Origin of the sequence: Pseudomonas sp. B7, from assembly GCF_016735645.1 — a bacterium.
Taxonomy (GTDB): domain Bacteria; phylum Pseudomonadota; class Gammaproteobacteria; order Pseudomonadales; family Pseudomonadaceae; genus Aquipseudomonas; species Aquipseudomonas glycinae.
Map to the genome: position 1 here is coordinate 122,151 of NZ_JAERRE010000011.1, position 17,733 is coordinate 139,883.

At 58.5% G+C, this 17,733-nt stretch carries 18 protein-coding genes; all 18 read left to right on the forward strand.

Annotation, left to right across the window (positions count from 1 at the left end; genetic code table 11):
• The first annotated feature begins 260 nt into the window (after nucleotides 1-260).
• The 18 genes from mnmG to JKA62_RS23620 all read left to right on the forward strand — a co-directional run bounded on the left by mnmG (nucleotide 261) and on the right by JKA62_RS23620 (nucleotide 17,717).
• The gene (mnmG, locus tag JKA62_RS23535; RefSeq protein ID WP_011336722.1) at nucleotides 261-2,159 is read left to right on the forward strand and encodes a tRNA uridine-5-carboxymethylaminomethyl(34) synthesis enzyme MnmG; all 1,899 of its coding nucleotides are present in this window, start codon (nucleotides 261-263) and stop codon (nucleotides 2,157-2,159) included.
• A complete protein-coding gene (rsmG, locus tag JKA62_RS23540) occupies nucleotides 2,156-2,800 on the forward strand; it encodes a 16S rRNA (guanine(527)-N(7))-methyltransferase RsmG (protein WP_201819684.1) in 645 nt (214 codons plus the stop codon). Before mnmG ends, rsmG begins: the two co-directional genes overlap by 4 nt.
• Nucleotides 2,801-2,818: 18 nt before the next feature.
• A complete protein-coding gene (locus tag JKA62_RS23545; RefSeq protein WP_007954142.1) occupies nucleotides 2,819-3,616 on the forward strand; it encodes a ParA family protein in 798 nt (265 codons plus the stop codon).
• Between the two features lie 9 nt (nucleotides 3,617-3,625).
• On the forward strand, nucleotides 3,626-4,498 hold the full coding sequence (locus tag JKA62_RS23550) for a ParB/RepB/Spo0J family partition protein (RefSeq protein ID WP_011336720.1): 873 nt from the start codon (nucleotides 3,626-3,628) through the stop codon (nucleotides 4,496-4,498).
• 148 nt (nucleotides 4,499-4,646) lie between these two features.
• Nucleotides 4,647-5,054, forward strand: a complete 408-nt coding sequence (locus tag JKA62_RS23555) for a F0F1 ATP synthase subunit I (RefSeq protein WP_201819687.1) — start codon at nucleotides 4,647-4,649, stop codon at nucleotides 5,052-5,054.
• A 16-nt stretch (nucleotides 5,055-5,070) separates the two neighbouring features.
• On the forward strand, nucleotides 5,071-5,940 hold the full coding sequence (gene atpB, locus JKA62_RS23560; RefSeq protein ID WP_007954148.1) for a F0F1 ATP synthase subunit A: 870 nt from the start codon (nucleotides 5,071-5,073) through the stop codon (nucleotides 5,938-5,940).
• Between the two features lie 134 nt (nucleotides 5,941-6,074).
• Complete coding sequence (gene atpE, locus JKA62_RS23565; protein ID WP_003097235.1) at nucleotides 6,075-6,332, forward strand: F0F1 ATP synthase subunit C; 258 nt, start codon at nucleotides 6,075-6,077, stop codon at nucleotides 6,330-6,332.
• 57 nt (nucleotides 6,333-6,389) lie between these two features.
• On the forward strand, nucleotides 6,390-6,860 hold the full coding sequence (locus JKA62_RS23570) for a F0F1 ATP synthase subunit B (protein WP_011336718.1): 471 nt from the start codon (nucleotides 6,390-6,392) through the stop codon (nucleotides 6,858-6,860).
• Nucleotides 6,861-6,872: 12 nt separating this feature from the next.
• On the forward strand, nucleotides 6,873-7,409 hold the full coding sequence (locus JKA62_RS23575) for a F0F1 ATP synthase subunit delta (RefSeq protein ID WP_011336717.1): 537 nt from the start codon (nucleotides 6,873-6,875) through the stop codon (nucleotides 7,407-7,409).
• A gap of 21 nt (nucleotides 7,410-7,430) precedes the next feature.
• Complete coding sequence (gene atpA, locus JKA62_RS23580; protein ID WP_011336716.1) at nucleotides 7,431-8,975, forward strand: F0F1 ATP synthase subunit alpha; 1,545 nt, start codon at nucleotides 7,431-7,433, stop codon at nucleotides 8,973-8,975.
• 50 nt (nucleotides 8,976-9,025) lie between these two features.
• Complete coding sequence (atpG, locus tag JKA62_RS23585; RefSeq protein WP_007954161.1) at nucleotides 9,026-9,886, forward strand: F0F1 ATP synthase subunit gamma; 861 nt, start codon at nucleotides 9,026-9,028, stop codon at nucleotides 9,884-9,886.
• 27 nt (nucleotides 9,887-9,913) lie between these two features.
• Nucleotides 9,914-11,290 carry a F0F1 ATP synthase subunit beta gene (gene atpD, locus JKA62_RS23590; protein ID WP_007954162.1) on the forward strand — a complete coding sequence of 459 codons (1,377 nt, stop codon included), beginning with the start codon at nucleotides 9,914-9,916 and terminating at the stop codon, nucleotides 11,288-11,290.
• A gap of 45 nt (nucleotides 11,291-11,335) precedes the next feature.
• The gene (locus tag JKA62_RS23595; protein ID WP_007954164.1) at nucleotides 11,336-11,761 is read left to right on the forward strand and encodes a F0F1 ATP synthase subunit epsilon; all 426 of its coding nucleotides are present in this window, start codon (nucleotides 11,336-11,338) and stop codon (nucleotides 11,759-11,761) included.
• A gap of 118 nt (nucleotides 11,762-11,879) precedes the next feature.
• A complete protein-coding gene (gene glmU / locus JKA62_RS23600) occupies nucleotides 11,880-13,247 on the forward strand; it encodes a bifunctional UDP-N-acetylglucosamine diphosphorylase/glucosamine-1-phosphate N-acetyltransferase GlmU (RefSeq protein WP_201819690.1) in 1,368 nt (455 codons plus the stop codon).
• 129 nt (nucleotides 13,248-13,376) lie between these two features.
• Entirely contained in the window at nucleotides 13,377-14,153 is a 777-nt protein-coding gene (locus JKA62_RS23605) for a DeoR/GlpR family DNA-binding transcription regulator (protein WP_011336714.1), read from the forward strand.
• Between the two features lie 2 nt (nucleotides 14,154-14,155).
• Entirely contained in the window at nucleotides 14,156-15,988 is a 1,833-nt protein-coding gene (gene glmS / locus JKA62_RS23610) for a glutamine--fructose-6-phosphate transaminase (isomerizing) (RefSeq protein WP_011336713.1), read from the forward strand.
• Nucleotides 15,989-16,059: 71 nt separating this feature from the next.
• The gene (locus JKA62_RS23615) at nucleotides 16,060-16,980 is read left to right on the forward strand and encodes a LysR family transcriptional regulator (protein WP_201819692.1); all 921 of its coding nucleotides are present in this window, start codon (nucleotides 16,060-16,062) and stop codon (nucleotides 16,978-16,980) included.
• A gap of 110 nt (nucleotides 16,981-17,090) precedes the next feature.
• Nucleotides 17,091-17,717, forward strand: a complete 627-nt coding sequence (locus JKA62_RS23620; protein ID WP_041475473.1) for a glutathione S-transferase family protein — start codon at nucleotides 17,091-17,093, stop codon at nucleotides 17,715-17,717.
• Nucleotides 17,718-17,733: the final 16 nt, after the last annotated feature.

Genomic DNA, 17,733 nt, shown 5'->3' on the forward strand with positions numbered 1-17,733 from the left:
TAATCTCTGTACACGTTGAAAATAAAGGTCTGTAGAAATCTATCCACAGAAAGCATGGGCAGTAAGAATAAGCTTTAAAACAAAGGTTTTATAAATTTCTCTCTTTTTTATTCTTTTAATCGCGAGTTATCCACAGCTGGTTAAATTTTGTGCAAAGGGTTCTTTAGGAAGGGCGAAGTCCCTATACTTGCCGACCAGGTCCAGAAACCTGATCTCAAACTATTCCTGAATGACCTACTTAAGCAGGCACGAGGTGCGTGGTGGATTTCCCTTCCCGTTTTGAAGTGATCGTCATCGGCGGCGGTCATGCCGGTACCGAGGCAGCACTGGCCTCAGCACGTATGGGTGCAAAAACCCTTTTGCTGACGCACAACGTGGAAACCCTCGGTGCCATGAGCTGCAACCCGGCCATCGGCGGCATTGGCAAAAGCCATCTGGTCAAGGAAATCGATGCCCTCGGCGGCGCGATGGCCATGGCCACCGATCTGGGCGGTATCCAGTTTCGCGTATTGAACAGCCGCAAAGGCCCGGCCGTACGTGCAACCCGTGCGCAAGCCGACCGTATTCTTTACAAGGCCGCTGTCCGCGAAATTCTGGAAAACCAGCCGAACCTGTGGATATTTCAACAAGCCGCTGACGACCTGATCGTCGAGCAGGAACAAGTACGCGGTGTTGTCACCCAAATGGGTCTGCGTTTCTTCGCGGATTCCGTGGTGTTGACCACCGGTACGTTCCTGGGCGGACTTATCCACATCGGTTTGCAGAATTTTTCCGGCGGTCGTGCCGGAGATCCACCGTCGATCGCCCTGGCGCATCGTCTGCGCGAACTGCCGCTGCGCGTAGGTCGCCTGAAAACCGGTACGCCACCGCGTATCGACGGCAAGTCTGTGGATTTCTCGGTGATGACCGAGCAACCAGGCGATACGCCGATCCCGGTGATGTCGTTCATGGGCAACAAGGAACAGCATCCACGGCAAGTCAGTTGCTGGATCACCCACACCAACGCGCGCACCCACGAAATCATTGCCGCGAACCTCGACCGTTCGCCGATGTATTCCGCTGCAGGCGAAATCGAAGGCATCGGCCCGCGTTATTGCCCGTCGATCGAAGACAAGATCCACCGCTTTGCCGACAAGGAAAGCCATCAGGTGTTCATCGAGCCGGAAGGCCTGACCACCCATGAGTTGTATCCGAACGGGATATCCACAAGCCTGCCGTTCGACGTGCAATTGCAGATCGTGCAATCGATCCGCGGCATGGAAAACGCACACATCGTGCGTCCGGGTTATGCGATCGAGTACGACTACTTCGATCCGCGCGACCTGAAGTACAGCCTGGAAACCAAAGTCATCGGCGGTCTGTTCTTCGCTGGCCAGATCAACGGCACCACCGGTTACGAAGAAGCCGGTGCTCAGGGGTTGCTGGCTGGCGCGAACGCTGCACTGCGTGCGAAAGGCAAAGAAGCCTGGTGCCCGCGTCGCGATGAAGCGTACATCGGGGTATTGGTCGACGACCTGATCACCCTCGGTACCCAAGAGCCGTACCGCATGTTCACTTCCCGCGCCGAGTACCGCCTGATCCTGCGTGAGGACAATGCGGACCTGCGTCTGACCGAAAAAGGTCGCGAACTGGGTCTGGTCGATGATGCGCGCTGGGCGGCGTTCTGCAAGAAACGTGAAAGCATCGAACTCGAAGAGCAGCGCCTGAAAAGCACCTGGGTTCGCCCGGGCACTCAGCAGGGCGATGCGATTGCCGAGAAGTTCGGCACGCCGCTGACTCACGAATACAACTTGCTCAATCTCTTGAGCCGTCCGGAAATCGACTACGCTGGTCTGGTCGAAGTGACCGGACTGGGCGCCGAAGATCCACAGGTGGCCGAACAGGTCGAGATCAAGACCAAATACGCCGGTTACATCGACCGTCAACAGGACGAAATCGCCCGTCTGCGCGCCAGCGAAGACACGAAACTGCCTGTGGATATCGATTACACCAACATTTCCGGTCTCTCCAAGGAGATCCAGAGCAAGCTGGGCGCCACGCGTCCCGAGACGCTTGGCCAGGCTTCGCGGATCCCCGGCGTGACCCCGGCAGCGATTTCGCTGTTGATGATTCACTTGAAAAAACGCGGCGCGGGCCGTCAGTTGGAGCAAAGCGCTTGAGTTCTAAGGTCACCTCGCAACACGCCGAAGAGTTATCCACAGGAGCCCGCACGCTCGGTGTCAATCTCACTGAAACCCAGCACGAATTGCTGCTGGGTTATCTGGCCCTGTTGATCAAATGGAACCAGGCCTACAACCTGACCGCCGTTCGCGATCCGGACGAAATGGTGTCCCGTCACTTGCTCGATAGCCTCAGCGTGATGTCGTTCATCGAAAACGGCCGCTGGCTGGATGTCGGCAGCGGCGGCGGCATGCCAGGGATCCCTCTGGCGATCCTGTATCCAGACTCGCAAGTGACCTGCCTGGACAGCAACGGCAAGAAAACCCGCTTCCTGACCCAGGTCAAACTCGAACTCAAACTGGATAACCTGCAAGTTATCCACAGTCGCGTCGAAGCGTTTCAGCCTGCACAGCCGTTCAACGGGATCATTTCCCGGGCGTTCAGCAGCATGGAGAACTTCACCAACTGGACTCGCCACCTCGGCGACGCCGATACGCGCTGGCTGGCAATGAAGGGCGTTCATCCGGCCGATGAGCTGGTAGCATTGCCGGCAGACTTCAAACTCGATAGCGAACACGCCCTGGCCGTACCCGGTTGCCAAGGCCAACGCCATCTGCTGATACTGCGCCGCACGGCATGATTGGGAACACAAGCAAGAATGGCTAAGGTATTCGCGATAGCGAACCAGAAGGGTGGTGTGGGCAAGACCACCACCTGTATCAACCTCGCAGCATCCCTGGTCGCGACCAAGCGCCGGGTGCTGTTGATCGATCTTGATCCACAGGGCAACGCCACCATGGGTAGCGGTGTGGATAAACATGGCCTGGAAAACTCGGTCTACGACCTCCTGATCGGCGAATGCGATCTGGCCCAGGCCATGCATTATTCGGAACACGGCGGTTATCAACTGCTCCCGGCCAACCGCGACCTGACGGCGGCCGAAGTGGTGTTGCTGGAAATGCAGATGAAGGAAAGCCGTCTGCGCAGCGCGCTGGCGCCGATTCGTGAAAACTACGATTACATCCTGATCGACTGCCCGCCGTCGCTGTCGATGCTCACACTGAACGCACTCGTCGCCGCTGACGGGGTCATTATCCCCATGCAGTGCGAGTACTTTGCGCTCGAAGGTCTGAGCGACCTTGTGGATAACATCAAGCGCATCGCCGAACTGCTGAACCCGAACCTGAAAGTCGAAGGCCTGCTGCGGACCATGTACGACCCGCGCCTGAGCCTGATGAACGACGTCTCGGCCCAGCTCAAGGAACACTTTGGCGATCAGCTGTACGACACGGTGATCCCGCGCAACATCCGTCTGGCTGAAGCCCCGAGCTACGGCATGCCGGCGCTGGCCTACGACAAGCAATCGCGTGGCGCGCTGGCCTATCTGGCCCTGGCGGGCGAAATGGTTCGCCGTCAGCGCAAAAATTCACGCATCGCCGCCGCTCAGCCAACTTAAGGAATCCCCATGGCCGTCAAGAAACGAGGTCTCGGACGAGGACTGGATGCACTGCTGAGCGGTCCGACTGTCAGCTCGCTGGAAGAACAAGCGGCGCAGGCCGACAGCCGTGAGTTGCAGCACCTGCCGCTGGACCTGCTGCAGCGCGGCAAGTATCAGCCACGCCGGGACATGGATCCGCAGGCGCTGGAAGAGCTGGCGCAGTCGATCAAGGCCCAGGGCGTAATGCAGCCGATCGTGGTTCGCCCGATTGGTGGTGGTCGTTTTGAAATCATTGCCGGCGAACGTCGCTGGCGCGCCAGTCAGCAGGCCGGCCAGGAAACCATTCCTGCGATGGTCCGCGACGTGCCGGATGAAACGGCGATCGCCATTGCGCTGATCGAGAACATCCAGCGCGAAGACCTGAACCCGATTGAAGAAGCGGTGGCCCTGCAGCGCCTGCAGCAGGAATTCCAGCTTACTCAACAACAGGTTGCCGAGGCTGTGGGTAAGTCCCGCGTCACCGTGGCCAACCTGTTGCGCCTGATTGCGCTGCCGGAAGTGATCAAGACCATGTTGTCCCACGGCGACCTGGAGATGGGTCATGCCCGTGCATTGCTCGGTCTGCCGGACAATCAGCAGGTGGAAGGGGCGCGACATGTTGTCGCACGCGGTCTCACCGTGCGCCAAACTGAGGCACTGGTTCGCCAATGGTTGAGTGGCAAACCGGAGCCGGTAGAGCCTGCCAAACCTGACCCGGATATCGCCCGCCTCGAACAGCGTCTGGCCGAGCGCCTAGGCTCTGCGGTGCAGATCCGCCACGGCAAGAAGGGAAAGGGTCAGTTGGTGATCGGTTACAACTCCCTCGACGAGCTTCAAGGTGTGCTCGCACACATCCGCTGAAACAATTCCTCTTGTAGCGCGCAGTCGGAAATCACTACCTGACAGTTGAATAGGGGCAGAACCGCCCCTATACTCTGCGCGCATTTTGTCGGCACAAATTATGCCAAGTTATTGAATTTCGGCAGCCGACCATTGGAGAGCAATAGTGATGGAAACCCGCAAGCCAAACCGCCTGCCGTTCCATCGCCTGGCGGTTTTTCCGGTGTTGATGGCTCAATTTGTCATTTTGCTCATTGGCGCTTTGGCGCTCTGGCAATGGCACGGAGTCGTTGCCGGATACTCGGGACTTTGCGGAGGCCTGATAGCCTTGCTGCCCAATGTTTATTTCGCTCACAAGGCATTTCGGTTTTCCGGCGCCCGAGCAGCCCAGTCCATCGTCCGGTCTTTCTATGCCGGCGAGGCAGGCAAACTGATTTTGACGGCAGTGCTGTTTGCACTGGTGTTTGCAGGTGTGAAGCCACTGGCGCCGATCGCTGTATTCGGCGCCTTCGTGCTGACTCAGTCGGTCAGCTGGTTCGCTCCCCTGCTGATGAGAACAAGACTTTCGAGACCTTAGGGCGTTTGAGGCAACCATGGCAGAAACAACCGCTTCGGGCTATATCCAGCACCACTTGCAGAACCTGACCTTCGGTCAGCTACCCAACGGCGGCTGGGGCTTTGCCCACACCGCAGCAGAAGCCAAGGAAATGGGCTTCTGGGCTTTCCACGTCGATACTCTCGGCTGGTCGGTCGCGCTGGGTCTGATCTTCGTTCTTCTTTTCCGCATGGCGGCCAAGAAGGCGACTTCCGGTCAGCCGGGTGCACTGCAGAACTTCGTTGAAGTCCTGGTCGAATTCGTCGATGGCAGCGTGAAAGACAGCTTCCATGGCCGTAGCCCGGTGATCGCACCGCTGGCACTGACCATCTTCGTCTGGGTGTTTCTGATGAACGCCGTCGATCTGGTACCGGTCGACTGGATTCCTCAGCTGGCCATCCTGATCTCCGGCGATCACCACATCCCGTTCCGCGCCGTGTCGACTACCGACCCGAACGCGACCCTGGGCATGGCGTTCTCGGTTTTCGCACTGATCATTTTCTATAGCATCAAGGTCAAGGGCCTCGGCGGCTTCATCGGCGAGCTGACCCTGCACCCGTTCGGCAGCAAGAACATCTTCGTTCAGGCTCTGCTGATCCCGGTGAACTTCCTGCTGGAATTCGTGACCCTGATCGCCAAACCGATCTCTCTGGCTCTGCGTCTGTTCGGCAACATGTATGCCGGCGAGCTGGTGTTCATCCTGATCGCTGTGATGTTCGGCAGCGGCCTGCTCTGGCTGAGCGGCCTGGGTGTTGTCCTGCAGTGGGCGTGGGCTGTGTTCCACATCCTGATCATCACCCTGCAGGCGTTCATCTTCATGATGCTGACCATCGTTTACCTGTCGATGGCGCACGAAGAAAACCATTAAGACCAGTCTCGACTAGTCTGATGTCCTTCCCGGTCAAACGGGAAGGGGCTCCTCACGGGGCACCATGAAACGATTTGTTTTACCGCTTTAATCTAAAAAACCTAAACCATACGACGTAAAAGTCGGGAGGAAAGATGGAAACTGTAGTTGGTCTAACCGCTATCGCTGTTGCACTGTTGATCGGCCTGGGCGCACTGGGTACCGCAATTGGTTTCGGCCTGCTGGGCGGCAAGTTCCTGGAAGGCGCAGCGCGTCAGCCAGAAATGGTTCCAATGCTGCAAGTTAAAATGTTCATCGTTGCCGGTCTGCTCGACGCCGTAACCATGATCGGTGTTGGTATCGCTCTGTTCTTCACCTTTGCGAACCCGTTCGTTGGTCAGATCGCTGGCTAATCATTCGGATCTCCGAGTGATTTGGTGTGATGGACAACGTAACTGCGAGGTGTTGGCGTGAACATTAATGCGACCCTGATTGGCCAGTCCGTTGCGTTCCTGATTTTTGTACTGTTCTGCATGAAGTTCGTATGGCCTCCGGTCATCGCAGCTCTGCACGAACGTCAAAAGAAGATCGCTGATGGTCTGGACGCTGCCAGCCGTGCAGCTCGCGACCTGGAGTTGGCCCAAGAAAAAGCGGGTCAGCAACTGCGCGAAGCGAAAGCTCAGGCAGCTGAAATCATCGAGCAAGCCAAGAAACGCGGTAACCAGATTGTCGAAGAGGCCGTTGAAAAGGCCCGCATCGACGCTGACCGTGTGAAGGTTCAGGCTCAAGCCGAGATCGAACAGGAACTGAACAGCGTCAAAGACAAGCTGCGCGCCCAAGTGGGCTTGCTGGCTGTCGGCGGCGCCGAGAAGATCCTGGGTGCCACAATCGATCAAAACGCGCACGCAGAGCTGGTTAACCAACTGGCTGCTGAAATCTAAGCGAGGGCGATCATGGCAGAACTGACCACGTTGGCCCGACCTTACGCTAAGGCGGCCTTCGAGCACGCTCAGGCCCACCAGCAACTGGCCAATTGGTCAGCCATGCTCGGCCTGGCAGCAGCGGTGTCGCAAGACGACACCATGCAGCGCGTGCTCAAGGCCCCGCGACTGACGAGCGCAGAAAAGGCCGCCACGTTCATTGACGTGTGCGGCGACAAGTTTGATGCCAAGGCACAGAACTTCATCAATGTCGTTGCCGAAAACGACCGTCTCCCGCTTCTGCCGGAGATCGCCGCTCTGTTTGACCTGTACAAGGCCGAGCAAGAGAAATCGGTAGACGTTGAAGTGACCAGTGCTTTTGCATTGAACCAAGAACAGCAAGACAAACTCGCCAAGGTTCTCAGTGCACGACTCAACCGGGAAGTGCGCCTGCAAGTCGAGGAAGACAGCTCCCTTATCGGGGGGGTGGTCATCCGCGCCGGCGACCTGGTTATCGATGGCTCGATTCGCGGCAAAATCGCGAAACTTGCCGAAGCATTGAAATCTTGAGTTTGAAGGGGCAGCAGAGCAATGCAGCAACTCAATCCTTCCGAAATAAGTGAAATTATCAAGGGCCGCATCGAAAAGCTCGATGTGACCTCCCAAGCCCGTAACGAAGGCACTGTCGTCAGCGTATCTGACGGTATCGTGCGGATTCACGGTCTGGCCGACGTCATGTACGGCGAGATGATCGAGTTTCCGGGCGGCGTCTACGGTATGGCCCTCAACCTGGAGCAAGACTCCGTAGGTGCCGTTGTACTGGGCGCATACACGACTCTGGCTGAAGGCATGAGCGCCAAGTGCACCGGCCGCATCCTCGAAGTTCCGGTTGGTAAGGAACTGCTGGGTCGCGTTGTCGACGCACTGGGTAACCCTGTTGACGGCAAAGGTCCACTGGGCAACACCGAGACCGACGCGGTCGAGAAAGTTGCTCCGGGCGTGATCTGGCGTAAGTCGGTAGACCAGCCTGTACAGACTGGCTACAAGGCTGTCGATGCCATGATCCCTGTCGGCCGTGGCCAGCGTGAGCTGATCATCGGTGACCGTCAGATCGGTAAAACCGCTCTGGCGATCGACGCGATCATCAACCAGAAAGACAGCGGCATTTTCTGCGTCTACGTGGCAATCGGTCAGAAGCAATCGACCATCGCCAACGTGGTTCGCAAGCTGGAAGAAAACGGTGCACTGGCTAACACCATCATCGTTGCAGCGAGCGCTTCGGAATCTGCAGCACTGCAATTCCTGGCTCCGTACTCCGGTTGCACCATGGGTGAATTCTTCCGCGACCGCGGTGAAGACGCGCTGATCGTTTATGACGATCTGTCCAAGCAAGCAGTGGCTTACCGCCAGATTTCCCTGCTGCTGCGCCGTCCACCAGGCCGTGAAGCTTACCCAGGCGACGTGTTCTATCTCCACTCCCGTCTGCTGGAGCGCGCATCCCGCGTTTCCGAAGAGTACGTAGAGAAGTTCACCAACGGCGCAGTGACCGGCAAAACCGGTTCCCTGACCGCACTGCCGATCATCGAAACCCAGGCTGGCGACGTTTCCGCGTTCGTTCCGACCAACGTGATTTCCATCACCGACGGTCAGATCTTCCTGGAATCGGCCATGTTCAACTCGGGCATCCGCCCTGCAGTGAACGCCGGTGTTTCGGTATCCCGTGTGGGTGGTGCCGCTCAGACCAAGATCATCAAGAAGCTGTCCGGTGGTATCCGTACCGCTCTGGCTCAGTACCGTGAACTGGCGGCATTCGCCCAGTTCGCTTCTGACCTGGACGAAGCGACCCGCAAGCAACTTGAGCATGGTCAGCGCGTTACCGAGCTGATGAAGCAGAAGCAATACGCGCCAATGTCGATCGCCGACATGTCGCTGTCGCTGTATGCCGCTGAGCGTGGGTTCCTGACCGACATCGAAATCACCAAGATCGGCAGCTTCGAACAAGCGCTGATCGCTTTCTTCAACCGCGATCACGCCGATTTGATGGCCAAGATCAACGTTAAAGGTGACTTCAATGACGAAATCGACGCTGGCCTGAAGGCTGGTATCGAGAAGTTCAAGGCCACCCAAACCTGGTAAGCCGCAGCGGGAGCCGCAAGGCTCCCGCTTGCTAACCTGATAGGTGTTACATGGCAGGCGCAAAAGAGATTCGCAGTAAGATTGCGAGCATCAAAAGCACGCAAAAAATTACCAGCGCCATGGAAAAAGTGGCGGTCAGCAAAATGCGCAAGGCACAAATGCGCATGGCTGCTAGCCGTCCTTATGCGGAGCGTATCCGCCAGGTAATTGGGCATCTGGCCAACGCCAACCCGGAATACCGCCACCCGTTCATGATCGATCGCGAAGTAAAGCGCGTCGGTTATGTCGTAGTGAGCAGTGACCGTGGTCTGTGCGGCGGCTTGAACACCAACCTGTTCAAGGCCCTGGTCAAGGACATGGCGGTAAACCGCGAAAACGGCGTCGAGATCGATCTGTGTGTCGTTGGTAGCAAGGGTGCGGCCTTTTTCCGCAACTTCGGCGGTAACGTCGTTGCAGCTATCAGCCACCTGGGTGAAGAGCCGTCGATCAATGATCTGATCGGCAGCGTCAAGGTGATGCTGGATGCCTATCTGGACGGCCGTATTGACCGCCTGTCCGTGGTATCCAACAAGTTCATCAACACCATGACGCAACAGCCTACCGTGGAGCAGTTGATTCCACTGGTGGCGACCCCGGATCAAGAACTCAAGCACCACTGGGACTACCTCTACGAACCAGACGCCAAAGAGCTGCTTGACGGCTTGATGGTGCGTTACGTGGAGTCGCAGGTGTACCAGGCGGTGGTCGAGAACAACGCGGCTGAACAGGCTGCGCGGATGATCGCGATGAAGAACGCTACCGACAACGCCGGTGATTTGATCAGCGATTTGCAGCTGATCTACAACAAGGCGCGTCAGGCTGCGATCACCCAAGAGATCTCGGAAATCGTCGGCGGCGCTGCCGCGGTTTAACGGTTCAAATATTCAGAGGATCCAGCTATGAGTAGCGGACGTATCGTTCAAATCATCGGCGCCGTTATCGACGTGGAATTTCCACGCGACAGCGTACCGAGCATCTACGACGCCTTGAAGGTTCAAGGCGCCGAAACCACTCTGGAAGTTCAGCAGCAGCTGGGCGACGGCGTGGTTCGTACCATTGCGATGGGCTCCACCGAAGGCTTGAAGCGCGGTCTGGACGTCAACAACACTGGCGCAGCCATCTCCGTACCGGTCGGTAAAGCGACTCTGGGCCGGATCATGGACGTACTGGGCAACCCGATCGACGAAGCTGGCCCGATCGGCGAAGAAGAGCGCTGGGGTATCCACCGCGCCGCTCCTTCCTTCGCTGAACAAGCCGGTGGCAACGAGCTGCTGGAAACAGGCATCAAGGTTATCGACCTGGTTTGCCCGTTCGCCAAGGGCGGTAAAGTCGGTCTGTTCGGTGGTGCCGGTGTAGGCAAGACCGTAAACATGATGGAACTGATCCGTAACATCGCCATCGAGCACAGCGGTTATTCCGTGTTCGCCGGTGTGGGTGAGCGTACTCGTGAGGGTAACGACTTCTACCACGAGATGAAGGACTCCAACGTTCTCGACAAGGTAGCCCTGGTCTACGGTCAGATGAACGAGCCACCGGGAAACCGTCTGCGCGTAGCGCTGACCGGTCTGACCATGGCCGAGAAGTTCCGTGACGAAGGTAACGACGTTCTGCTGTTCGTCGACAACATCTATCGTTACACCCTGGCCGGTACCGAAGTATCCGCACTGCTGGGCCGTATGCCTTCGGCAGTAGGTTACCAGCCGACCCTGGCTGAAGAGATGGGCGTGCTGCAAGAGCGCATCACTTCGACCAAGCAAGGTTCGATTACTTCGATCCAGGCCGTATACGTACCAGCGGACGACTTGACTGACCCGTCGCCAGCGACCACGTTTGCTCACCTGGACGCCACCGTCGTTCTGTCCCGTGACATCGCTTCTCTGGGTATCTACCCGGCGGTAGACCCACTGGACTCGACTTCGCGTCAGCTGGACCCGAACGTGATCGGCAACGATCACTACGAGACCGCTCGTGGTGTTCAGTACGTGCTGCAGCGTTACAAAGAGCTGAAGGACATCATCGCGATCCTGGGTATGGACGAGCTGTCGGAAGCCGACAAGCAGTTGGTAAACCGTGCTCGTAAGATCCAGCGCTTCTTGTCGCAGCCGTTCTTCGTGGCTGAAGTCTTCACCGGTGCTTCGGGTAAATACGTTTCCCTGAAAGACACCATTGCTGGCTTCAAAGGCATCCTCAACGGTGACTACGACCACCTGCCAGAACAAGCGTTCTACATGGTCGGCGGCATCGAAGAAGCGATCGAGAAAGCCAAGAAACTGTAATCCAGGCGCCCGGCAACGGGCGCTAATTTAGGTTGAGGCAATCAGATGGCTATGACAGTCCATTGCGACATCGTCAGCGCGGAAGGAGAAATCTTTTCCGGCCTGGTCGAGATGGTGATTGCGCACGGTGCTCTGGGTGATCTTGGTATCGCTCTGGGCCACGCGCCGCTGATCACTAATCTGAAGCCAGGTCCGATCCGCCTGATCAAGCAAGGCGGGGAAGCCGAGGTGTTCTACATCTCCGGTGGTTTCCTCGAGGTTCAGCCGAACATGGTCAAGGTGCTTGCCGATACCGTGCAACGTGCCGCCGACCTGGATGAAGCTCAGGCTCAAGCAGCTCTCAAGGCTGCCGAAGCTGCTCTGCATGAGAAGAGCGCAGATTTCGACTACGGAGCTGCGTCCGCACGTCTGGCCGAGGCTGCAGCTCAGCTGCGCACCGTCCAGCAGATCCGCAAGAAGTTTGGCGGTTAATCCGTCAGCCACTTGTTGTGCGATTGATAAAAAAGGGTAGCCTCGGCTACCCTTTTTTCTTTTCAGAATTCTACAAACCCGGTCGCAGTTGCTGACCACCCAGGATTGGTAGCCAGTCATGTCTCTTGAAATCGTTATCCTCGCGGCCGGTCAAGGCACCCGCATGCGTTCCGCGCTGCCAAAAGTGCTGCACCCGATTGCCGGCGATTCCATGCTTGGCCATGTTATCCACAGCGCCCGTCAACTTGATCCACAGCGCATTCATGTCGTCATCGGTCACGGCGCTGATGTGGTACGCGAGCGTCTGGCCGCTGACGATCTGAATTTCGTGCTGCAGGACAAGCAACTGGGCACTGGCCACGCCACCGCCCAGGCTGTTCCGTTCATCACCGCCGATACCGTACTGATTCTCTACGGCGATGTGCCGTTGATCGAAGTCGAGACCCTGCAGCGTCTGCTCATGCACGTTGTACCCGGGCAGATGGGTTTGCTCACCGTCGAGCTGGACGACCCGACCGGTTATGGTCGCATCGTGCGCGATGCCGATGGCAAGGTCGCCGCGATCGTCGAACACAAGGACGCCAGCGAAGCACAGCGGGCGATCACTGAAGGCAACACCGGCATCCTGGCGGTGCCGGCCAATCGCCTGGCGGACTGGATGAGTCGCCTGTCGAACAACAACGCGCAGGGCGAGTATTACCTGACCGACGTGATCGAGATGGCAGTCAGCGACGGCCTGACGGTCGCCACCGAACAACCTCACGACCCGATGGAAGTGCAGGGCGCCAACGATCGCAAACAACTGTCCGAGCTGGAGCGTCATTACCAGTTGCGCGCCGGTCGTCGACTGATGGCTCAGGGTGTCACCCTGCGCGACCCGGCCCGTTTCGATGTACGTGGCGAAGTGACCGTGGGTCGCGATGTGCTGATCGACATCAACGTGATTCTCGAAGGCAAGGTCGTCATTGAGGACGACGTAGTTATCGGCCCGAATTGCGTGATCAAGGACAGCACCCTGCGCAAAGGCGTGGTGATCAAGGCCAACAGCCACATCGAAGGTGCGGTGTTGGGCGAAGGCAGCGATGCCGGCCCGTTTGCCCGACTGCGTCCGGGCACTGTGCTGGAGGCCCGCGCCCATGTGGGTAACTTCGTCGAACTGAAAAACGCCCGGATGGGGGAGGGCGCCAAGGCCGGCCACCTGACTTATCTGGGCGATGCGGAGATCGGTGCCCGCACCAACATCGGCGCCGGCACCATCACCTGCAACTACGACGGCGCCAACAAGTGGAAAACCGTGCTGGGTGAGGATGTGTTCATCGGTTCCAACAACTCGCTGGTGGCGCCTGTGGATATCTCTGCCGGTGCAACCACCGCAGCCGGTTCAACCATCACCCAGAATGTGGATAACGCGCAATTGGCCGTAGGTCGTGCGCGGCAGAAGAACATCGATGGCTGGAAGCGGCCAGAGAAGATCAAGAAGAGCTAAGTTATCCACAACGCTGGAATCAAAAAAGACCGCCGCCAGCGGTCTTTTTTTATGGGCGTCGGCTTGACGATTTGCAGCTGATAGGTTTTGATTGCTTCCGTTATCTTTCGAATCGAAACTTAGTCAGCCATGTCGAAACGCAACACACCTCAGCGCCGTCACAACATTCTGGCTTTGCTCAATGAGCAGGGCGAGGTGAGTGTGGATGAACTGGCCAAGCGCTTCGAAACTTCCGAAGTTACGATTCGCAAGGATCTCGCTGCCTTGGAAGGTCATGGCCTGCTGCTGCGTCGCTACGGCGGAGCCATCACCATGCCGCAGGAGCTGGTGGCAGACACCAGCCTCAACGTTTCCAAATACAAGCAGGCGATTGCCCGGGCTGCGGTCAAACGCATCCGTGAACACGCCCGCATCATCATCGACAGCGGCAGCACCACCGCCGCCATGATCCCCGAGCTCGGCCAGCAGCCGGGACTGGTGGTGATGACCAATTCCCTGCACGTGGCCAACGCCCTGAGTGAGCTCGAGCACGAGCCTGTGCTGCTGATGACCGGCGGCACCTGGGATCCGCACTCGGAATCCTTTCAGGGCCAGGTCGCCGAGCAGGTACTACGCTCTTACGACTTCGACCAGTTGTTTATCGGTGCCGATGGCATCGACCTGGTACGAGGTACCACCACGTTCAATGAATTGCTCGGCCTGAGCCGGGTGATGGCGGAAGTGGCGCGGGAAGTGATCGTGATGGTCGAAGCCGACAAGATCGGCCGCAAGATTCCCAACCTGGAGCTGCCATGGAGCAGTGTCCATACCCTAATTACCGATGATCGCCTGCCTTTAGATGCACGCGATCAGATTCAGGCTCGCGGTATCAACTTGATTTGCGCGACTGTCAGTCAGGAGAAATAAGCATGTGTGGAATTGTCGGCGCCGTTGCTGAACGTAATATCACCGCCATCCTGCTCGAAGGCCTCAAGCGTCTGGAATACCGGGGCTATGACAGTGCAGGCGTCGCTGTCTTGACCAACGACGGAACCCTCGAGCGCACGCGCCGGGTGGGCAAGGTCAGTGAACTGGATGCTGCGCTGGCCGAGCACCCACTGGTCGGTCGCCTCGGTATTGCCCACACCCGCTGGGCAACCCATGGTGCGCCGAACGAACGTAACGCCCACCCGCATTTCTCCGGCGGCATCGCCGTGGTGCACAACGGCATCATCGAAAACCACGAAGCGCTGCGCGAACAACTCAAGGCGCTGGGTTACGTGTTCACCTCGGACACCGACACCGAAGTCATTGCACACCTGCTCACCCACAAGCTCAAGGATCTGCACGATCTGACCGTTGCCCTCAAGGCCACCGTCAAGGAACTGCACGGTGCTTACGGTCTGGCGGTAATCAACGCGCAGCAGCCGGATCGTCTGGTCGCTGCCCGCAGCGGCAGTCCGCTGGTGATCGGCCTGGGTCTGGGCGAGAACTTCCTCGCCTCCGATCAATTGGCCCTGCGTCAGGTGACCGACCGCTTCATGTACCTGGAAGAGGGCGATATCGCCGAGATCCGCCGTGACAGCGTGCAGATCTGGGACGTGAACGGCCAGGCGGTCGAGCGCCAGACTGTGCAGTACAGCGATGGCGCCGAAGCGGCAGAAAAAGGCGAGTACCGCCACTACATGCTCAAGGAAATCCACGAGCAGCCGGTCGTGGTGCAACGTACCCTCGAAGGTCGCCTGAGCGAGAATCAGGTTCTGGTACAAGCGTTCGGCCCGCAGGCCGCCGAGCTGTTCGTCAAGGTGCGCAACGTGCAGATCGTGGCGTGCGGCACCAGCTATCACGCCGGCATGGTTGCCCGTTACTGGCTCGAAGAGCTGGCCGGGATTCCATGCCAGGTCGAAGTCGCCAGTGAATTCCGCTACCGCAAGGTGGTGGTGCAGCCGGATACCCTGTTCGTCACCATCTCCCAGTCCGGCGAAACCGCCGACACCCTGGCCGCCCTGCGCAACGCGAAGGAACTGGGCTTCCTCGCCAGCCTGGCGATCTGCAACGTCGGCATCAGTTCGCTGGTGCGCGAGTCGGACCTGACCCTGCTGACCCAGGCCGGTCGTGAAATCGGCGTGGCCTCGACCAAAGCCTTCACCACGCAACTGGTGGGTCTGCTGTTGCTGACGCTGTCCCTGGGCCAGGTACGTGGCACGCTGGCCGATGGCGTTGAAGCCAGACTGGTCGAAGAATTGCGCCGTCTGCCAACCCGCCTCGGCGAAGCCCTGGCGATGGACGGCACCGTGGAAAAGATTGCCGAGCTGTTCGCCGAGAAGAACCACACCTTGTTCCTGGGTCGTGGCGCGCAATTCCCGGTGGCGATGGAAGGAGCCTTGAAGCTCAAGGAAATCTCTTACATCCACGCCGAAGCCTACCCGGCCGGCGAACTGAAACACGGCCCGCTGGCGCTTGTGGATAACGACATGCCGGTGGTCACCGTCGCGCCGAACAACGAACTGCTGGAGAAGCTCAAGTCCAACTTGCAGGAAGTCCGTGCCCGCGGCGGCGAACTGATCGTGTTCGCCGACGAAAAAGCCGGGATGACCAACGGCGAAGGCACCCACGTGGTGCAGATGCCGCACATCCACGACATCCTGTCGCCGATTCTCTACACCATTCCGCTGCAACTGCTGTCGTACTACGTCGCTGTGCTCAAGGGCACTGACGTGGATCAGCCGCGTAACCTGGCGAAGTCGGTGACGGTGGAATAAGTTATCCACAGCTGATCACCCCATAAAATCGCAGCTTCGGCTGCGATTTTTTTATCCGGATCGAGGGCACCATGGATCGCTTCCAGGAAATGCAGGTTTTCGCCATCGTCGCCCAGGAGCAGGGCTTCTCCGCTGCCGCGCGGCGCCTGGGTTTGTCGGCAGCCAGCGTAACCCGGGCGGTGGCGGGGCTGGAGCAGCGGATCGGTACGCAGTTGTTGATCCGCACCACTCGTAGTGTGCATTTGAGCGAAGCGGGCCTGCGTTATCTGGAAGACTGTCGGAGAATTCTCGCCGAGGTGCAGGAAGCGGAGGATTCCGCTGCCGGCAGTCATGCCCAGCCCCGCGGGCAGTTGACGGTGACGGCGCCTGTTTTATTCGGTGAACTGTTTGTCACGCCGGTGATGGCGCGTTATCTGACGCAATACCCGGACGTTTCCATCAATGCCCTGTTGCTCGACCGGGTGGTGAGCATGGTCGAGGAGGGCGTCGACGTCGCGGTGCGAATCGGCGAGTTGCCGGACAGCAATCAGCATGCTATCCGGGTCGGTGAGGTACGGCGGGTGATTTGCGGCTCGCCGGAATACTTCGCGGTCCATGGTCGGCCTGCCCATCCACAGGCCTTGGCTGGGGCGCCGGTGGTGGCGACATCGGCCATCGGTCAACAGCGCAGTTGGCCATTCATGGAACACGGTGAACTGATTGGCGTAAAACCGGAGCCGCGCCTTGTGGTCACGGCCAATCAGGCTGCGATCACGGCGGCGTCGCTAGGCCTGGGGCTCACCCGGGTGCTGTCTTATCAGGTGGCCAGCAAGGTCGCTTCCGGCGAACTGGAAATTGTTCTTGCCGAATTCGAACTGCCTGCGCTGCCGATCCACGTGGTGTATCAGGGCGGGCGCAAGGCGCCGGCGCGAGTGCGCAGTTTTGTCGACTTCATGGTGAACGCATTGCGTGAGCATCCCGCCTTGAAAAATGCCGCTTTATTTCATCCATAGAAATAATGGATTGCGTTTGCTGGTGATTCTGTTGTTTTCACGATAGGTGGAAGATGGCTCCCACGGCCGCCGTCCACCCTGAACGGCGCCATCATCCAGCGGAGTCGACCATGCAAGCGATCAAACTCTACAACTTCCCGCGTTCCGGCCACGCCCATCGTGTCGAGCTGATGTTGTCACTGTTGCAACTGCCGACCGAGCTGATCTTTGTCGATCTGGCCAAAGGCGAGCACAAACAGCCCGGCTACCTGGCGATCAACAGCTTCGGGCAAGTACCGGCCATTGATGACAACGGCGTGGTACTGGCCGACTCCAACGCGATTCTCGTCTACCTGGCACAGAAATACGGCAATGGCCGCTGGCTGCCAAGTGATCCGGTCGGCGCCGCGCATGTGCAGCGCTGGTTGTCGGCAGCCGCCGGGCCGATTGCCTTCGGTCCTGCCGCCGCCCGCCTGATCACGGTGTTCGGGGCGAAGTTCAACGCTGAGGAAGTCATCACCCGCGCGCACAATTTTCTCAAGGTGATGGACTTGGAACTGGGCAAAACCCCGTATTTGGCGGGCACTGAGCCGACCATTGCCGATGTCTCGGCCTACAGCTACATCGCCCACGCGCCGGAAGGCAATGTATCGCTGGACGACTACGCTAACGTTCGCGCCTGGCTCTCGCGTATCGAAGCGCTGCCCGGTTTTGTCGGCATGCCGCGCACCGTTGCCGGCCTGCAAACCACCGTCTGACATTCAATCTGCGCCG